Raw genomic sequence first — 15,708 nt, forward strand, 5'->3', positions numbered from 1 at the left:
CATTCGGGTACTCCGCCGCGGCCCCGACGGGCGTCCACGGCCGGGCCTGCGTCGCTGATGGGGGCCGTGCCCGAGCCCCCGGCGGTGGTAGTGTCCGGCCGTATGAGCGACATCTCGCAGGCGCGTGCCGAGCTGGACCGGCTGGGCGAATCCCTGCGCGCGCAGCTCGTCGAGCTCATTACCGAGCTCACGCCGGGTGCCGATCTCGACCTGCTGTTTCTCGATGAACCAGGCATTGTCGACTGGCATGAGCCGTTGAAGTATCGGTACTCCGCCGACTCCTTCCGTGGTGAGCGCGCGGACGTGCCGGCGGCGGAGCTCGTGCGCCGGGCCGAGGCGCAGCTCACGACCGCCGGCTGGCAGGTGACCGAGACGCGGGAGACCGGCGCGACCGAGCGCACCGTCGTCACCGGCACCCGCGACGGCAACACGATCGAGATCCAGGTCGGCGAGCACACGCCCACCGTGTATTACAGCGGTCACACCCCGGCCATGGCCTTGCAGGCCGTGTCGACTTTCGAATGGCCGGACCCGGTCAAGACGGCCGAGACCGTCACACCCGGACATGTGCTCTGCTACGAGTGCGACGGCCTGGGCTGGTGCCCGGAGTGCGGCGGGCGCGGCTGGCTGCCCGATGCGGCCAAAGGGCGCGTGAAATGCCCCGAGTGCCATCAGGAGCGGGTGTGCCCGATCTGCCGCGGCGCTGGGGAACTCGCCATCTCGCAGCTGTCGCCGTACCAGCGTGGGTACTACCCGCAGTTGCGTGAAGGCGAATGACGCAGCGCCGCCGCCGGATTCACCAGCCCCGGTCGGTGGCATCGGCGGCCCCGGTATCGGACCGCCAGTCGTCGAAATCCACCGAGTTGGTGAATTCCGCTGCCGGTTCGGCCTTTTGGCTGAGCCGCTCGCGCGAGTTGGGGGCCGCGAGTGAAGCCGGAATATCGAGCGGCGCCTCGGGCTCCAGATCGGGAAAGCCCTCGAACAGCTCCGACAGCTTGGGCGCCTTCATGCGGTCCTCGGTGATGGGCCGCATCAACTCCTCCACCTTGCGCGCCACCTCCGCGGACGCGCTCTGCGCGGCCGTGGTGACGGCCCGCGCGATCTCGTCATAGCTCAACTCGTCGATGCTCGCGGAGAACTTCGTCGCGATCACGATGCCGTCGGCATTGACGGTGACGGTGACCCGCCCGCTCGAGGCGGTGGCGCTCGCTGTCAACCGGGCCCGCTTCTGGGATGCCTCGGCGATGGCCCGCATCTGCTGGGTGAATCCTTCGAGGATGGACGCCGTCGCGGGATTCCCGAATTCCATGGACATTCGAAATCTCCGAACTACTTCGTCTGACGCTTGAACCCGGTTTCGTTGGTTTTCTCGTCGTTCTTCAGGCGTCCGCCGCCGTCGGTCAAGTTGGTCGCCAGAGTGTCGAACGATGTCGAGATATTGTCCGACCCGGTCGCGATGTTCGTGCTCCCGGTCTTGAACCCCTTCTCACCCTCGGCGAACTTGGCTCCGAAATCGTCGTCGCCCCACGCCGCCTCGCCCGGCGATACCGCCCGCCGCGCGGTCACCGCGACATCGGCCAATCCATCCCGGATCGTCCTCGCGAGCTTCGAAATCTCGCCCACCGCATCCGCATCCGCATGCACTCTTCTTCCGGACATTGCGGTCCCCTTCCGGGTCGAAAGCCACCTGCGGCCAGCGCAGTGCGACCGATGCCGTACACAACGAGATCGACTTTGCCACAGCGCCACAGTGCATACAACGTGAACAGCGATTAACGGCTAGTCACCGCCAGCACTGGAAAGATGCCCATCCCACACCTACCGTTAAGATCACCAACGCCACGGGACCCCGCGCGGCATGATGGCAGCGCACCGCCATCACGAGGAAAGGATTCGGCGTGCCAGACGTTCTGCCCCTAGCCCGGACCAACGCGGAAGCCCGCCTCTACATCAGCCTGCAGCCCTGCCCCACCTGCGGCGAACCCAAATGCACCTTCCGCAGCTCGGTGGTGAATATCGAAGGCGTCCTGGCCAGCCGCTATACCGGCCAGTGCCCCCGCTGCGGCAGCGAGCGCGAATACCGGTTCCGCATCCCCGACGAGGTTCTCCCCCCGCCGGCCGGCTCCGTCCGCTACGGCGAGGACAACCCCTCCGAACTCCTCGACCCCGGCCTGTGGCTCTGGTACTCCGACGCGGTGGCCCGCGCCATCCCCGCCGATCCCGCGGGCCTGGACGACGCCGCCCTGCGCACCAACCGCCATGCCCTGGCCACGGCCGTCGCCGCCGTCGAGGAAGTCCTGAAGTTCCTCCCGCCCGCCACGGAGCGAATCCCCCTTTCCGCCTTCACCTCCGCGGACGGCCTGGCCATGTACGAACGCGAACCCGGCCGCTTCACCCGCACCCGCCTCACCACCCTGCGCGACCATTACGCCGCCCAACTCGCGCGCTGGTAGCTCGGTCACCGGCTGATTGTGGGTGTCGAACCCCTTGCGGGGCTTTGAATCTCGTGCTTGCCTTGGATTCCCCGAGAGGCTGAGCCGCACCGAGAGGACTTGCCGCCGTGTCGATTCGCCGCGCCGACCCGCTGGGTTCCGACTACCGTCCGGCCCTGCTGTCGGTGCGGCTGATCTTCCTGCTCAGCGGCTCGATATTCGCCACCTGGGCCGCACGGATACCGACGGTGAAGGACGCCTTCGGCCTCGATGAGGCCGGTCTGGCGATCGTCTTCGCCGGGCTGAACACGGGTGCCATCGCCGGCCTGCAACTGGGCAAGTTCGTCACGCTGCGCTTCGGAAGCAGGGCGACACTGAGATTCGCGGCGCCGGTGTTCGCGGTGTGCCTGCCCGGGCTGTTGGTAGTGCCCAATCTGATCGGATTGACCATCGCGGCAGTGGTTTTCGCGCTGTCGAACAGTGTTGTCGATGTGGCGATGAATGCCCACGGCGTCGCGGTCGAGAAGGTGAGCGGCCGCGCCCTGCTATCGGGAATCCACGCCTACTTCAGCCTCGGCTTGATCGTGGGTTCGCTGCTCGGCGCCGCGGCCGAGGGGGCCGATATCGCTCTGGCCCCGCACTTCTCGGCCATGGCACTGCTCGCGATCGCGGTAGCGGTGTGGTGCACCAGCCGATTGCTGCCCTCGACGGCCGACCGCCTCGACAGCGTGGACGCCACCGAGGGCGGCGGCGGCTGGCGCTGGCCGAAACAATTGATCGTGCTCGGCCTGCTGGCTTTCTGCGTGGCGCTCGCCGAAGGCGCGGCCAATGACTGGGCGGCGGTCTACCTGCGCGACGAAACCCACGCCAGCAGCACCCTGGCCGCCGTCGGCTTCGCGATCTTCGCCGGATCCATGACCATCGGCAGACTGGCCGGCGACCGACTGGTCGCCCGCTTCGGCCCGGTCCGCCCCTTCCTCGTGGGCACCCTCACCGCCGGACTGGGACTGGGCGCGGCGCTCCTGTTCGGCAGCACCATCCCCGCCCTGATCGGCCTGGCACTGCTGGGCTTAGGCATCTCCTACACCCTGCCCCTGACCTTCGCCGCCAGCGGCCGCGTACCCGCCATCGCCCCCGCCCGCGCCATCGCCAATGTCTCCATCCTCGGCTACCTCGGCTTCTTCACCGGCCCCGTCCTCATCGGCTTCGTGGCCCACCGCCTGGGATTGGCGATCGGTCTCGCAGTCCCCGTCGCGGTCCTGCTCCTCGCGGCCCTGGGCTCCCGCGCCCTCCGCGCCCAGCCTCAGGTCCCGGTAATCACCCGCACCGCGAGCTGCTGAGTAGCCTCATCCACCTCGCCAACCCGGAACCCGCGACCCACAATGTGCCGCACCAATTCCGGTTCCGGCGCCAACCCATGCTTGAGCAGATAATGCGGTACGGCTCCGGCCCACACCCACACCCCGTCGGTGCGGAAGTTCAACGGCACGTCCCGATCGGCGGGCGCGAACTCATCGATGTCCGTGCTGCGCGCCGCCAAGACCACGGGCGCGGATTCCAAGTACGCCAATAGTGCGTCCCGCATCTGCGGATTCACCGGCGGCCGTTCGACAATCGGCTTCCCCTTTGCATCCTTCCCGTCATAGACCTTCGCCATGCGCGGCGGCTCAACGGGTTTGGCCAGGGGCGCCGGTGCGGTCAGAGGTGTCGCGTTGTGCCCGAACGGTGTCGGCATAGGGGCCGGGATGTAACCCGGCATCTGCGGAGGTAGGTGGCTGCCTTGCATGGGAGGTGACACCGGCCCGGCGGGAACCGGCTTCGACACCGCGCCCGCAATAATCGCGCCGATCGGCAGCAGGGCGGCCAACAACAGGATGTACCAGGAGAAGTGCATTTCCCGCTCGGAGCCCCCACCGTCCCCGAGCGGGGGAACCAGATTCAGCGCACGAACCAGCGCCGTACCGAAGATCAATCCAACGATCACCGACGCGGCGAGCCGAATCCCCCGACCGCGCGGCTCCCTCCCGGCGAACAAGATGACCGCCATGACGAAAGCCGCCGGGACAGTGAGCAACAGCGGCAGCCCCGTGCTCTTCAGAAAACCACCGAAGAGCCCCGAGCCATACCCAAAGTATTGGTACAGAACGATACCGACCACTGACAGCAGCGCCGTACCGATGAGAAAGGCACCCACCCCCGTAAAGGTTTCGCTCCCGCGCCCCGCCGGATAGGGCAAACGCGGTTGCCCGTCGGCACTGACGGCTCCGCCCGCAATCGCCGCGATCGACAGCAGCACGGTCACGACGAGCATCCAGAATCCACCCCCCGGCTCGATCCCTTCATTCCCCCATTCGATGAATGTCCAAATCAGTTGGTAAACATGCGAAAACCCCAGTCCCAACGCCATTCCTGCCCCGACCCCGGCGAGCCATCGCGCCACCCGATTTCCCCGCCCGGCCACCAACAGCACCCCGGCCACCCCCGCGAGTCCCGCACAGACCACAAACGCCACACCAGCGACAGTGAAGCTGGTGCTCTCGTATTTTCGGGTCGAACGGGACCCCCAAGCCGACCACCCGTCGCCGTCCAAGTCGGTCAGCGTCACAAATGAGGCAGCGAAAACCAGCACCGCAATCCCGAGTAGCAGCCCACCCCAAGCCCGCTCCGCGGAACTTCCCCGCCCGCCACCCCCACCCTGCGGTGGCGCGATGCCCGGCGCCGGCGCGAATGGATTGGGTAACGAGTCAGGCCCCTGAAAACTGCTCACCCTCAGGGACCCTAAGCGATTCGGGGTTGATGCCGCACTTCGTGGGTGCGGGCTCTATTAGTTCCATCCGGAATAGGTTCTGCTACAGTCGATCCGGTTGCGACCGTGAGTAGGGGCACGGATTCGGCAGGGGCGCAGCGTATTTCATCATGTCGTGGATCGGCAAGGGGGTTCTTTCGTGAAGAGCAATTGGCAGTCCAGCAAGATCCGGGCCGCGCGTTCCCACCAGGATCTGGTGTGGTCGAGTTCGGTGAACGACCTCAATGTCGTCGCGCGAGACGGCAAGGAGATCGTCCTGGATGACGGCCGGCGGATGGTCGAGTTCGTGAGCTGCTCCTATCTGGGTCTCGAAACGCACGAAGATCTCGGGGTTGCGGCCGTGAACGCCATAGCGCAGTTCGGTGTTCAGCTATCCGTGGCTCGGACGCGCATCAAGGTGGATCTCTTCGACCAGCTCGAGGAGCGGCTGGGTGCGATCTGTGCCGGTGCGCACGCCGTCGTCTTCAACTCGGTGACGGCCGCGCATCTGGCGGTGTTTCCGCTCCTCGGTTCAGGTGAGCTGCCAGGGTTCTCGCTGCGCCGGAATGGACCCGTGTTCGTCATGGACCGAACGGCACACGCCACGATTCAGATCAATCGCGGACTGCTCGGGCAATTCGGTGAGGTACTCCGGTGCGATTTCAATGACAAGCAGGCCCTTTCGGAGCTCATCCGGAGGTGCTCGGGTGACAACAGGACCGTCATCACCATCTCCGACAGCGTGGGCTCCATGGGCGGCGTCGTCGACATCGCATGGCTGCTGGCCGAATTGGAGAAGGTCGACGGATACGCATACGTCGATGACGCACACGGCACCTCCGTATTCGGGCGCTTCGGATCCGGGTACGCCCTCCGCTCACTGGACCACGTCTTTCCGGAACGCCTGATCCTGGCGGGCTCCACCTCGAAGGCGTTCGGCGCGACCGGAGGATTCGCCGCCCTCCCGAAGCGGGGTACGGCGGATTTCATCAAACGCCATTCCGTCTCATACGCATTCGGCGGCCCGCCCAGCCTGCCCGGCATCGCGGCCGCCGTCGCCTCGGCAGCCCTGCACCTCGATGGAGAGGTCGAACGTCGCCAGCGCACCCTCCAGGACCGCATTCGTCTCTTCGACGAAACCGCTCCCGGAGAGATCATCAACCGAGGCACCGAGATGCCGATCAGGGGCATTCTGATCGGCGATGAATCCTCGGCGGTCGAAAAAGCGCGTGCCCTGCATTCCCGTGGCTTCGCGACCACGACGGCAATGTTCCCCACCGTGCCCCTCGGCGAAGCAATGCTGCGAGTCGCACTCTCCTCCGAGCATTCCCCCGAACAATTGCGTGCGTTCACCGCGGCTCTTGCGCAGGTTCGGTGACCACGGAGCGCGTGAGCCATCGCGCGGCCAACTTCATTGTGGTGACAACGATCGCCGTCGTCACCACCCTGTCCCTGGACATGATCGTCCCCTCCCTCACGGTCATCAGCCGTGACCTGGCAACGAGCTATCCGAATGCCCAGCTCACGATAGGCGTCTTCCTTTTCGCCTATGCCTTCTCCCAACTCACCGTCAACAGCGTGACCGCGGTCCTGGGCGAAAAGAAGGCCCTCGTCTGCGCGTTGCTGCTCTACACCGTCGGAAGCATCGTCTGTTACCTCGCCCCGAGCATCATCGTCCTGTTGGTCGGCCGAGTCCTACAGGCCCTGGGCTCCGCGTACGGTCCGGTGCTCGCCCGAGCCATCGTTCGCACACAGTTCGAGGGCAGTGAGCTCAAATCCAAACTCGCCGACCTCGCCACAGTGGCGGCAATCGTGCCGATCATCGCCCCCATCCTCGGCGGCTACCTGACCGCGGTCTCGGGCTGGCGATCCAACTTCATCGTTCTCATTGTGTTCGGAATAGCCGCCCTGCTCACCGTGCAATTGCTGTTCAGATTCCAGAACGGCCAAACGGTGAACCGTTCCCGAGGCTCACTCGACACCCTCACAAAGCTGTTCTCGGACAATGGCTTCCGCTCAGGACTGATCCTCCTCAGCGCCACCTATTCAATGATCTTCGTCTACGTCTCGCTGGCCCCCCGCATCTGCGTCGAGGACTACCACCTGGAGCCCCACCACTTCTCCTACCTCTTCGGCATGTCGATAATCCTGTACCTCCTGGGAACCCGCCTCGCGACAGTCCGCTTCCTCGAGGGAAAATCACGTTGGTTCTCGCTGCTAACGCTCGTCGCGAGCACCCTCGCCCTAACAGCCGCCCTGAGCCCGAAATACCTCGTCATCCCCTTCGAAGTCTTCGTCCTCTCGGCCTGCCTGTTCAACCTCTCCGCCGGCTACTTCTTCCCCCTAGGCCAAAGCCTCCTACTATCCGGCCAAAAGAACATCTCCGCCGCCGCCTCCTCCTACGGCAGCTTCGTCCAAACCGTCTCAGCAGCCCTGATCAGCCTGCTGGCGACCTACCTGAGCAACAGAACAGGCGCCTACATCGCCGTCTTCGCCTGCGCAATGCTCACCGTCGGCATCCTTCAGCATGCTGTTGCCTCGTCAGCTAGGTGGCAGACGAAGCGATGACCTGATCCAGCCACTTGCACAGCCAATTTCTGAAGAGGGAGTAGTCGGCGCTGTGGGTGAGGAAGACCGGGTTGTCACCGGCAGTCATGCGGCCGATCTCGTCGAAGCCGACCCCCTTTCGGCTGAACCGTAGGAAAGCCATGCCCATCGCCAAAGCAAGTGCGAGGGCGTCATGCTGCATGGTGCCGGGGTGGAAGTTCGCGAACCACTGATCCAAATGTGCGCGGATCAGTTCCCAGGGTCCTCCGGCGCCGGCGATCATCTCGTATTCGATTGAGCTGGAGGTGATTTCATTCTCCGGGTGGAACGTGATATCCGCGGGCATGATCCAGATCCGCATTCCGGTGCCGAGTACGGTTCGGGCAGCAGGGATGTCGAGACGGATGTTGTGCTCGGCGCGATCAGCGTGACGGTAGTTCAGTTCGCCGCCCATCTGTGTGACGATCAGGCGCTTGGTGGCATCCGGGATCTCGGTGATCACTGTGGCGAGGTTGGACATCGGCCCGATGCTCAGCCAGCGCACCAGGCCACCGCCGGCCTGCTCCAGTACATCTCGAACAGCCGCAACGACATCGCCGTGCTGGGCCGCAATGTCTTCCGGTATGAGCCCGTCCGCCGCCCAGTACGCATCGTTCCCGAGGTCCTTACCAGCTACGACATGGACGTCCTCGCGGCCCAGTAAGTCCAGCAGGTGCCGGGCCAGCCTGGCCCGCCGCCCGTCGTGTTCATCGCTGGTAATCACCAGCGCCAACTCGGGCAAGCCGGAAGCAACGGCGAGCGCGATCGCATCGTCGGGATCGCCACCGATGTCGGTGTCCACGACCAACGGCATCGAGGACGGCGGTGGCAGCAGATCGGGAATCGCGGCAAGCCGTGCCGCGGTCCGGTGAGGCCGATACTGCGCGCCCGCTCGGCCAGCGCATCACGCATCTCGTTGGTCGACAACTCCCGCGATTCCTCGCCCCCGGTCATATCAGGCATTCTCCAGCCGCACCTACGCATGATCTTCATGGATTCGTTGAGAAAGTCTGAAATGTGATGAGCACCACTGCATTTGACCAGGTCAGCGGCTGTGTCGTTGAATTCATGCGGTTCATGAATCACAAGGGACAAGGGGGGTTTCATGGCGATCAGCCGAAACACCGGACATGCACGTCGAATCGCCGCACTGGGTGCGCTGCCGATCGCGTTGGCGGTGATGTGCGCGGGTCAGGCATCCGCTACGCCGGTTCCGCCCAGCGCGCCGGTCAGTCAGAGCGCGGTCGTCGCCGGTCACGCCGTGACGATCCTGGACGCGAACACCATGACCATTGACGGACATGTTGTCACGGTGAACGGCGCCGACGTCCGGGTCGACGGTCAGCCCGTCACATTCCGCACCGCGGCTGCGCCGGGTCCGGACATCACCACCATCGCCGCGCCCGCCGACTTCGACCCGAACAAGGTCGGTACCGGCGCGCTGATCGGCGCGGCGGGCGGCGCGGCGCTCGCCGGCATTCCGGCGGCCGTCGTCGGCGCGGTGCCCGGCGTTGCCATCGGCGCCGTCGCAGGCGGCGTGGCCGGATTCCTGATCGGTATCGGCACGGTCGCAGCGGGCACATTGATCACCGCAATGGTCGGCTGCGCCACCACGGGCTGCATCATCGACGTGCCCGTCTTCATCGCCGGCCTCGCCGCCGAAGCCGCCACCGCGCTTCCTGCCATCGCGATCGGCGCGGTGCTCGGCGGTGTCGCGGGCGGCGCTATCGGCGCCGCCGTATTCGGCCTCCCGGCCGCCGCCGTCGGCGGGCTGGTCGGCGCCGGTGTCGGCGCGGGCGTGGGTGCCGCTGCCCCGCAGGCGATCCCGTAGTCGCCACCGACTCTGACCGCACATTCGGTGGCGGCGAACCCGGCGCTGTTCCGTCGGATTCGCCGCCATTCGTACTTCGGAGAAGGCAGCGAGGCAAAGGCGTGGTGCACCTCACCTCGGCGGGAAGTCGGGAGCCGGGATCGGCCACGTCCACCCGTTTCGCTCACGAATCTCCAGGAGTTGTGCTCGCCTGCTGCACGAGTTCTGAGTGATGCTGGTGCCTTCGACACAGTTGCGGTGACACCACAGGAGGGACTGGACGTGCTCGGGATACCGCATCGCGGGGTGCTCCGGCGTCCGATTGTGGTTGAGCGTAGAGGAGTTCATGGCGTGGTCACCTTCCGTGCCGTGCTCGATGCCGGTGGCCCGGATGCCCGTTCGCAACCGGGATGTCGAGAAACCCGCCGGTTAGGAGCGAGAGTCGAAGGGAGCGCACGGCTTCCGGATGGCTGTCCCGGTAGAAGCCCCAGCAGCACCAGACGATGACGCTGGTGCAGAGTGCGAGTACGAACAGCAGAGCCCAAGCATCCCAAGGCATTACGGCATCTCCTTGATCGAATGATCGAATTCCCGAGCTGTTTTCAAGTAGACACCTGAATTGGCTTCCGTGAAACGAACACCATGAATGTTCGATGGAATACGATGGAATTTCACGCTGAAACGTTTCGTAGTTGAGAATCCCAGATAGTGAGGCTAAGGAAATGGCCGGATCGTCTGTCTCCTACAGAACATTTGGGAGATTTCTCCGAGGACTCCGGAAGCAGGCCGGGAAGAGCCTGCTGGCGGCCGGCTTGCAGATCGAAGTCTCGCCGCCGACCGTTATGCGCTTGGAGGACGGTCTGCCGTCCAAGGTGACGACTCCGCAGATTGAGCGGTTACTTGACTTCTATGAAGTGGATCGCGAGAGCCGCACCGAAGCGCTCAGGCTCTGGGTGGAGGTCAGAGAACAAGCCAAAGCCGCAAAGCTGCAAGGCAACTCGAAGGGATTCTGGCGAGCCTACGCTGATCAATACTTCTCCTACTTCCCGCACTACTTGCGTCTCGAGACAGACGCCAACCGGATCACCACCCATCAGCTGGTTCTGGTCCCAGGCTTGTTGCAGACACCGGATTACCGACGTGCCATTGCCAAGATCGAAGACCCGGACCTGTCGGCCGTCGACACCGAGCGCCGACTCGAGTTGAACAGTCGTCGCCAAGCGAAGCTCGATGACAACAACCTCCGGCTGAATGTCCTACTCTCCGAGGCTGTACTGCGACATCAACCCGGCGGCCCAGCTGTCATGGCTGACCAGTTGCGATGGCTGTGCCAGGCCGGGCAACGCGACAACATCAGCATCCGGGTAGTCCCGTTCCGCTCGGGCTCGCACCGTGGCCTGACCATCCAGTCGTTCACGCTGCTGGAGTTCCCACACCTGGACAGCGGCCTGACCGAACCGCCGGTGGCCTACATCGAGGGTGCAATCGGCGCGCTCTACCACGAGCGGGAGGACGTCATCGATCAATATCGAGAGGCGATCTCGTCTCTCCGAGCGGTAGCTTTGACTGAGGGTGACACCCAACGCATGATGCTCGACATTGCGAAGGAGTACGAGGCATGAGTTGCCAGCCTCCAATCCGCCAGTGGTTCAAGGCTTCCCGATCCTCGAAGGCCAGCGAATGCGTCGAGGTCTACTTCGGTGAACAGGTCGGAGTCCGCGATTCCAAAGACCGTGGCCCCGAGCTGTGGTTCACCGGTGACCAGTGGGACCGCTTTCTTGCCAGCGAGATCTGGCAGGGCTGAGGGACTTCCGGCTACTTCTCGCTGGTTGGCGTCAGAAGTAGGTTTTGATGGCGGTGTCGAACTTCTCGTCGGCGACGTCGACGTTTCCGGCAGGTTGGTAGTTTCGGGCGTGCACGTGGGTTAGGAACTCGTCCGGGATGCTCAACGGGTAGTGGGATAGGTAGTGGATGGAGTCGACTCGCCAGATCCATTCGCCGTCGGAGATCAGTGATGGCCCGCTGCCGATGCGTTTCGTCGTGTCGAGGAGGTCGGGGGCATCGCCCATGACGTCGAAGACCGGTGTGGCGGCCTTCATGTACTCGATCACTCGGTCTCGGTTATCGGCCAGTTGCTCGGTGCGTGACTCGTGCAACGACGGAAGGTCTTGGCGTGCAGCGCGATACATCTCGCGGTAGATGCCCACCGGCTTCAGTTCGGACAAGGTCAGGCCTCCTTCAGGGTCACCATCCGGGAGGAGGAGGTAGCGCTCTCGCGCTCATAGACGGCGTTCTTCCCCCATATCCGGCGTGAACGATCTTAATCAGTACTTTTTCACGTAGCTTGTCCGATTGCACGGCAGGAGGTCGCCGCTTCACGGGCGTCTGCCACAATGACGAACCTGTCAGTGTGTGGCATCGTCGACTTCGCGCCCGGGAGGAACCAGGGGGTGCCGGAGTAACGATCTGCCGTTCTGAGCTTGGGGAAGTGGTGTCGAAGTGAGTCTGCCGTCGCTGCGGGTGGTGCGAGCGCGCTGGTTGGCGCTGGTGGCGGTGTGCAAGGCCGTGGACCGGGCCGCTTCGGCCGGCGCCGTCAAGGACGGGTATTGGTACGCGTCACCCGGCCGGACGTCATCGGCCCTGTTTCCGCTGCCCAACGGCCGGGGGGTGTGGCTGGCCGAATTCGGCCTGGCCCCGTCGGCGCCTCCCGAGTGGGTCGGCCAGGCAATGGCCGAGCGGCAGATCGGCTTGGACGGCAAGCCGCTGCTGTGGTGGGACGGCCAGCAGTGGGGCGGCACTCGCGCCGCGCTGGAAAGCGAATGGATCGCGATGTTCCCGGGCTTCGAGTCCACCGGGGCCGTGGCCGAAGAGCTGTTGTCGTTCCATGTTCCTCCTACCTGGGGCGTCGACGAGGACGACGACTGGGACGCGGACTTGGAAGATGACGAGGAGGAAGAGGGCAACGACGACGGCCCCGCCCAGTGGGCGCGTGATGCCGCATTCCGGCTGGTGCGCGCATGCGAAACCCAGACCGTGGATCGCGCGACCCTCCGCGGATTCGTCCTGTCCTGCAATGCCGGCGAAGCGGACGTGGACCGAGGCTACGACGTTTTGGTCCGGGCCGGATTGACCAGTGAGACCAACCCCGCTCCGGTAGTAGACGGAGTGGACGGCCTGACCGAGCAGCAAGCCCTGGACGCCGTCGCCCGGCACTTGGTCGACACCGGAATCGATCTGGCGGTCTACGCCCCCAATGGTCTTGCCGCTCAACGTCTCGAACTGGGCTGGTGGGTGTACGCGCCGACGGAGGAAACCCGAATCGGGGCAGCGTGGTTCTACGTCGGCGATGACGGCGTGGTGGAGCAGTCCTCGTCGTCACTGGGGCCGGACCTCGCCGCGGAACACTTCGCCATGAGCTACCGAAGCCGCCATCCGGTCGCACCGACCGTGCCCTCCGGGATTCCTCAGGGCCTGACGTGGGCGACCATGCCGCCGACCAGACTCGCGGTCCCACCCGGCTTCGACCGCCTGCACGTCTTCAATTTCCTTGCCCGCGCCCCCCTGCCCGAGCCCGACGCCGGCGACATCGAGTGGTCACGCCACAATCCCGGCGAATGGCGGTACTTCGCAGACCCGCATGTGGACCGGACCCAGTTGCAGCGCCACAACATCCAGGGCGGAATAAAGGCCGACGGCCAAGGCGGATTCTCCGAGCGGTGGGTCAACCCCAACTTCACCCCGACACGGGAGTACATCGGCGGCCTGGAATTGACCACCGATATCGACCTGGCGCTGTACCGGCTCCTGATGGGCTACCGCGACATCGGCGACTTCGTGAAGGTCCTCACCGATTGCACCCTGCACATCGTGCTGTCCCCATCGGACCCAGAAGGCAAACAGTGGCCGACCTATCCCATGGATGGCTACGACCACGTCCTCGACGTCTACACCTCTCCCGCATTCCTGCCGCCCGATGCGAATCCATGGCTGCGCAAGCAGATCGACGGTGGGCAGGTGGCACTGAATCTCAGCAGCCGCGAGGGCACCCTGATCCGATTCAATCCGGGCACGAGGTTGTCCGCCAGTCTGCCCGGCAACGATCTGCTGTTCTGGACGTGTGAGCTCGCCCAGGCGGAGGCGATAGCGCAAGGCGTCGATCCAGCCGCTTTGTTCGGCCCTCCTCTGACTACGGCTAGATAGGTCTGAATCTTACTTCTCGATGGGATTGCCTTCTTCATCCCAGGCGCGGGACGACACCAGCCGTCCCCGCTCATTGAATTCCTGCTCCAATGCCTGAACTCCATTGTCATGCCATTCCCGAAACGTCCCGAACACGCGTCCGCGCCGGAACTCCCCCTCGGATTTGAGTGGGCCGCCCGCCCACCACTCCCGGGTCGGGCCGTCCTTGATGCCGTTCACGTAGAACTCTTGGAAGAGAAGGTCGTCCCCGATGGTCTCTACCACCTCGCCCGTGAACGGCTCACCTTGGTATTCGAGGCGTAGATCATCTCCGATGGAGATCTGATCGCCGTCGAGATTGCGGTCAATCCTCTGCATCTTCGTCCTTCAGTGGTGGTCTACGGGGCGATAAGACTAGCGCGGGGTGAGGAACAACCGGATGTCCACGGGCATCCGCATCAGGTCGAGGCGGTAGGTGTCGTTGGCCCAGGTGATTTCGTCGGGGCGCGTGGAGGGCGGTAGGGCGGACGGGCCCAGCGCCGTGCTCAAGGTGGGGGACAGCAGGGTAAAGACATAGTCGAGTCGTTGCTCGTCGTCGTCGGGTACCGGCATGCTGATCGGGACTTCCAGCCCTTGGGTTTCGGCCTCTGTCCAGAGATAGCCCTTGGCGGTTTCCGGGCCGGTATCGAGTTGAAAGTAGTTGGGGGCGACCGTTCGCATCGGCCATCCGAATGTTCCCGCTACCAGGTTTGGGTCGAATCGCCAGGCTGGGTCCAGAGCTATCAGCTTGGTCGCCAGCGCCATGATTTCGTCGGGTTCGAGTACCGTCCAGTCGGGCAAACGAACACCCTCGGGTAGACGCGCGCGAGTGGGCGCGGGCTCGGATTGTGTAGTGCCCGAAGCGGTCTCGGCGGCGTCGGGTGCGCGGGGCAGGCCGAGGTGCAGTTCGATGGGACGGTTTCCCTCGATGCTGTTCCACGCGTGATAGCTCAGCGCTGACGTATCGGGAAACCGGTGGTATTCGCGGAATCCCGTGACGATCATGGTCGCGAGTCGGCGGTAGATCGCAGAGGGGACCGGCCATGGCAATTCGATCCACCAGTTCTTGCCGTGATCGGCGTTACCTGGTGGCTGCCAGCCGACGTCGGTCATGACCTCGGGGTCGGCATCTATGCTGTCGCCCTGGATGAGGGCATCACCGAGAAACTCACCCCAGATGCCGTCTTCTAATTGCACGACCTGCGACTGGACATACGCCCCTGATGGCCGGTTGCCGCCGATGGTGACGATCGCGCCGTCGGGAAGTGCGGTCAGCTGTTCGGCCAGGCGTTCAGCGAACTCGTCCCAGCCGGTCAAATCAGCCCCTGTTCCTGAAGCCTGACGATCTCGTCGTGACGGGCCAGCCCCTCATTGGTCATGAGACCGAGATCCACCGCCACCGATAGGGCTATCAGCCGGAGTGTGGTTTCCCCGTGAACCCACCGTATTTCGGGGTATTTCCCGGGGATGCGAGCGCTCGGCGCACCGAATGCGTCGGTCAATGCGGCGGTATAACCGGCGAAGGCATCAACAATCCGTGCCCTGCCAGCGGCATCCTCTTCGGCATAGGAGGTGACCTGGACGCTGATCTCGGCGGCCCGCCCACCCAAACTGGACACGCTCCCGGTCGACCGCCCGAATCCGCTGTCGAACTTCACCAACTCGGACAGAGTGTTGTTGAGTTTCCATCCGAAATCCGCCACCAGTTGCGGTGCATCAGCCAAATTCCACGACCATTCGAGCGATCGCAGGCGGGTGGCCAGTTCAACCAGCTCGGTATCGGTCAGTGCTCGCCATTCTCTCATGCAGTACTCCCTATCTGCCCCGGGTAGCCGTGTGTGACTGTGCCACAGCCTCGAAGGCGCGACCAACGCGGG

General features: G+C 64.5%; 17 protein-coding genes. 9 read left to right on the top strand and 8 right to left on the bottom strand.

The genetic code is table 11. The features are described from left to right. Positions 1–102 precede the first annotated feature (102 nt). A complete protein-coding gene (locus ACFVIV_RS02785; RefSeq protein WP_379193025.1) occupies positions 103–777 on the top strand; it encodes a hypothetical protein in 675 nt (224 codons plus the stop codon). Between the two features lie 19 nt (positions 778–796). Here the strand turns inward: ACFVIV_RS02785 and ACFVIV_RS02790 are convergent, their stop codons facing one another. Next, complete coding sequence (locus ACFVIV_RS02790) at positions 797–1,315, bottom strand: YbaB/EbfC family nucleoid-associated protein (protein WP_379193026.1); 519 nt, start codon at positions 1,313–1,315, stop codon at positions 797–799. Between the two features lie 14 nt (positions 1,316–1,329). Next, positions 1,330–1,644 (bottom strand): hypothetical protein, encoded by a 315-nt coding sequence (locus ACFVIV_RS02795; protein ID WP_379193027.1) that lies wholly within the window; start codon positions 1,642–1,644, stop codon positions 1,330–1,332. A 254-nt stretch (positions 1,645–1,898) separates the two neighbouring features. Here ACFVIV_RS02795 and ACFVIV_RS02800 point away from each other — a divergent pair, with 254 nt between their 5' ends. Beyond that, positions 1,899–2,453, top strand: coding sequence for a hypothetical protein (locus tag ACFVIV_RS02800; RefSeq protein ID WP_379193028.1), 555 nt, complete (start codon positions 1,899–1,901; stop codon positions 2,451–2,453). A gap of 107 nt (positions 2,454–2,560) precedes the next feature. Continuing rightward, positions 2,561–3,772, top strand: coding sequence for an MFS transporter (locus tag ACFVIV_RS02805; protein WP_379193029.1), 1,212 nt, complete (start codon positions 2,561–2,563; stop codon positions 3,770–3,772). Here the strand turns inward: ACFVIV_RS02805 and ACFVIV_RS02810 are convergent. Then, complete coding sequence (locus tag ACFVIV_RS02810; protein ID WP_379193030.1) at positions 3,736–4,944, bottom strand: hypothetical protein; 1,209 nt, start codon at positions 4,942–4,944, stop codon at positions 3,736–3,738. The genes ACFVIV_RS02805 and ACFVIV_RS02810 overlap by 37 nt on opposite strands. A gap of 433 nt (positions 4,945–5,377) precedes the next feature. Between ACFVIV_RS02810 and ACFVIV_RS02815 the strand changes: the two genes are divergently transcribed. Together ACFVIV_RS02815 and ACFVIV_RS02820 are read left to right on the top strand one after the other, a co-directional pair. Further along, the gene (locus tag ACFVIV_RS02815) at positions 5,378–6,595 is read left to right on the top strand and encodes an aminotransferase class I/II-fold pyridoxal phosphate-dependent enzyme (RefSeq protein ID WP_379193031.1); all 1,218 of its coding nucleotides are present in this window, start codon (positions 5,378–5,380) and stop codon (positions 6,593–6,595) included. Continuing rightward, a complete protein-coding gene (locus ACFVIV_RS02820) occupies positions 6,592–7,785 on the top strand; it encodes an MFS transporter (RefSeq protein ID WP_379193032.1) in 1,194 nt (397 codons plus the stop codon). The genes ACFVIV_RS02815 and ACFVIV_RS02820 overlap by 4 nt, the downstream gene beginning before the upstream one ends. On the opposite strand, the gene ACFVIV_RS02825 is transcribed toward ACFVIV_RS02820, so the two are convergent. Further along, positions 7,763–8,605 carry a nucleoside hydrolase gene (locus ACFVIV_RS02825; RefSeq protein WP_379193033.1) on the bottom strand — a complete coding sequence of 281 codons (843 nt, stop codon included), beginning with the start codon at positions 8,603–8,605 and terminating at the stop codon, positions 7,763–7,765. The genes ACFVIV_RS02820 and ACFVIV_RS02825 overlap by 23 nt on opposite strands. A gap of 303 nt (positions 8,606–8,908) precedes the next feature. Between ACFVIV_RS02825 and ACFVIV_RS02830 the strand changes: the two genes are divergently transcribed. From ACFVIV_RS02830 to ACFVIV_RS02840, 3 genes are all read left to right on the top strand, one after another. After that, positions 8,909–9,634, top strand: coding sequence for a hypothetical protein (locus ACFVIV_RS02830; RefSeq protein ID WP_379193034.1), 726 nt, complete (start codon positions 8,909–8,911; stop codon positions 9,632–9,634). Positions 9,635–10,335: 701 nt separating this feature from the next. Then, positions 10,336–11,235, top strand: coding sequence for a helix-turn-helix domain-containing protein (locus tag ACFVIV_RS02835; protein ID WP_379193035.1), 900 nt, complete (start codon positions 10,336–10,338; stop codon positions 11,233–11,235). Beyond that, positions 11,232–11,417, top strand: coding sequence for a DUF397 domain-containing protein (locus tag ACFVIV_RS02840; RefSeq protein ID WP_379193036.1), 186 nt, complete (start codon positions 11,232–11,234; stop codon positions 11,415–11,417). Before ACFVIV_RS02835 ends, ACFVIV_RS02840 begins: the two co-directional genes overlap by 4 nt. A 31-nt stretch (positions 11,418–11,448) precedes the next feature. Here the strand turns inward: ACFVIV_RS02840 and ACFVIV_RS02845 are convergent, their stop codons facing one another. Beyond that, entirely contained in the window at positions 11,449–11,838 is a 390-nt protein-coding gene (locus ACFVIV_RS02845) for a hypothetical protein (RefSeq protein ID WP_379193037.1), read from the bottom strand. A 274-nt stretch (positions 11,839–12,112) separates the two neighbouring features. Between ACFVIV_RS02845 and ACFVIV_RS02850 the strand changes: the two genes are divergently transcribed. Further along, a complete protein-coding gene (locus ACFVIV_RS02850; RefSeq protein WP_379193038.1) occupies positions 12,113–13,813 on the top strand; it encodes a hypothetical protein in 1,701 nt (566 codons plus the stop codon). 9 nt (positions 13,814–13,822) lie between these two features. Here ACFVIV_RS02850 and ACFVIV_RS02855 read toward each other — a convergent pair whose 3' ends face one another. From ACFVIV_RS02855 to ACFVIV_RS02865, 3 genes are read right to left on the bottom strand one after another with little or no spacing between them, the layout of a single operon-like run. Next, positions 13,823–14,170 carry a toxin-antitoxin system YwqK family antitoxin gene (locus ACFVIV_RS02855; RefSeq protein WP_379193039.1) on the bottom strand — a complete coding sequence of 116 codons (348 nt, stop codon included), beginning with the start codon at positions 14,168–14,170 and terminating at the stop codon, positions 13,823–13,825. Between the two features lie 36 nt (positions 14,171–14,206). Further along, entirely contained in the window at positions 14,207–15,148 is a 942-nt protein-coding gene (locus ACFVIV_RS02860) for a DUF6301 family protein (RefSeq protein ID WP_379193040.1), read from the bottom strand. Further along, positions 15,145–15,636, bottom strand: a complete 492-nt coding sequence (locus ACFVIV_RS02865) for a DUF6301 family protein (protein ID WP_379193041.1) — start codon at positions 15,634–15,636, stop codon at positions 15,145–15,147. Before ACFVIV_RS02865 ends, ACFVIV_RS02860 begins: the two co-directional genes overlap by 4 nt. Between the last annotated feature and the right edge of the window lie 72 nt (positions 15,637–15,708).

It is taken from the genome of Nocardia sp. NPDC127526, assembly GCF_042672265.1.
GTDB lineage: Bacteria > Actinomycetota > Actinomycetes > Mycobacteriales > Mycobacteriaceae > Nocardia.

What these genes read in the sequence shown, in the direction of transcription:
- ACFVIV_RS02830 (WP_379193034.1), top strand. Translation starts at nt 8,909, where the DNA reads ATGGCGATCAGCCGAAACACCGGACATGCACGTCGAATCGCCGCACTG.
- ACFVIV_RS02840 (WP_379193036.1), top strand. Translation starts at nt 11,232, where the DNA reads ATGAGTTGCCAGCCTCCAATCCGCCAGTGGTTCAAGGCTTCCCGATCC.
- ACFVIV_RS02865 (WP_379193041.1), bottom strand. Translation starts at nt 15,636, where the DNA reads ATGAGAGAATGGCGAGCACTGACCGATACCGAGCTGGTTGAACTGGCC.
- ACFVIV_RS02785 (WP_379193025.1), top strand. Translation starts at nt 103, where the DNA reads ATGAGCGACATCTCGCAGGCGCGTGCCGAGCTGGACCGGCTGGGCGAA.
- ACFVIV_RS02790 (WP_379193026.1), bottom strand. Translation starts at nt 1,315, where the DNA reads ATGTCCATGGAATTCGGGAATCCCGCGACGGCGTCCATCCTCGAAGGA.
- ACFVIV_RS02855 (WP_379193039.1), bottom strand. Translation starts at nt 14,170, where the DNA reads ATGCAGAGGATTGACCGCAATCTCGACGGCGATCAGATCTCCATCGGA.
- ACFVIV_RS02835 (WP_379193035.1), top strand. Translation starts at nt 10,336, where the DNA reads ATGGCCGGATCGTCTGTCTCCTACAGAACATTTGGGAGATTTCTCCGA.